We start from the raw sequence: 832 nt of genomic DNA on the forward strand, positions 1-832 counted from the left end.
ACAGCTCAGATTGTCAGTGAATGGGTTCGCCGTTATCAAAAAAATGGCGTAGAGACTTTCTTAAAGTCCTATACAAACTATTCAGCTGACTATAAAATGAATGTACTTAATTATATGAACGAGACAGGTACATCTTCGAGAGACACAGCTGCACTATTCAATATTTCATCTCCTGGCATGATTCGGAATTGGAAGTTGAAGTTTGAAGTTGGTGGTTATGATGCTCTTGTTTCTAAGAAAAAGGGGCATCTATCTATGAAAAAAGAGACAAAAAGAACAACGAAATCAACACCAGCTGAAGGATCTGTTGAGGCGTTAGAAGCACGAATCAAACAATTAGAAATGGAGAATGCGTACTTAAAAAAGTTGAATACTTTAGTTCAAATGCAAGAAAAATTACCAATCAAATCAAAGCGCAAGTAATTTATGAACTAAAGGAAATCTATGAAGTAGTGGAATTAATCAAAGTCGCTGATATTCCACGTAGTACGTATTATTACTGGGAAAAGCGTTTGAATCGTCATGATAAATACGCTGATGTGAAAGTCGCAATTCAGTCCATTTATCATGAACATAAGGGACGTTATGGTTATCGTCGGATCACCAAAGAACTAAAAAAATTTGGTATTCATCATGATCCGAAAACGATTAACTGCTTGATGAATGCCATTGGCATAAAGTGTGAAGTCCGCATGAAGAAATATCGTTCGTATAAAGGTAACGTCGGAAAAATTGCCCCAAACATATTACAACGCGATTTTACAGCGGAAAAAATGAACGAGAAATGGGTAACAGACGTGACAGAGTTCCATCTATTTGGTGAGAAACGCTA

General features: G+C 36.5%; 1 pseudogene. It reads left to right on the forward strand.

Going from position 1 to position 832, the window contains the following annotated elements:
* Positions 1-832: pseudogene (locus tag AC1Q6O_RS22895) on the forward strand (IS3 family transposase); the annotation flags it as partial.

The sequence above is a fragment of the Lysinibacillus sp. GW823-FHT06C08 genome, from assembly GCF_058795135.1.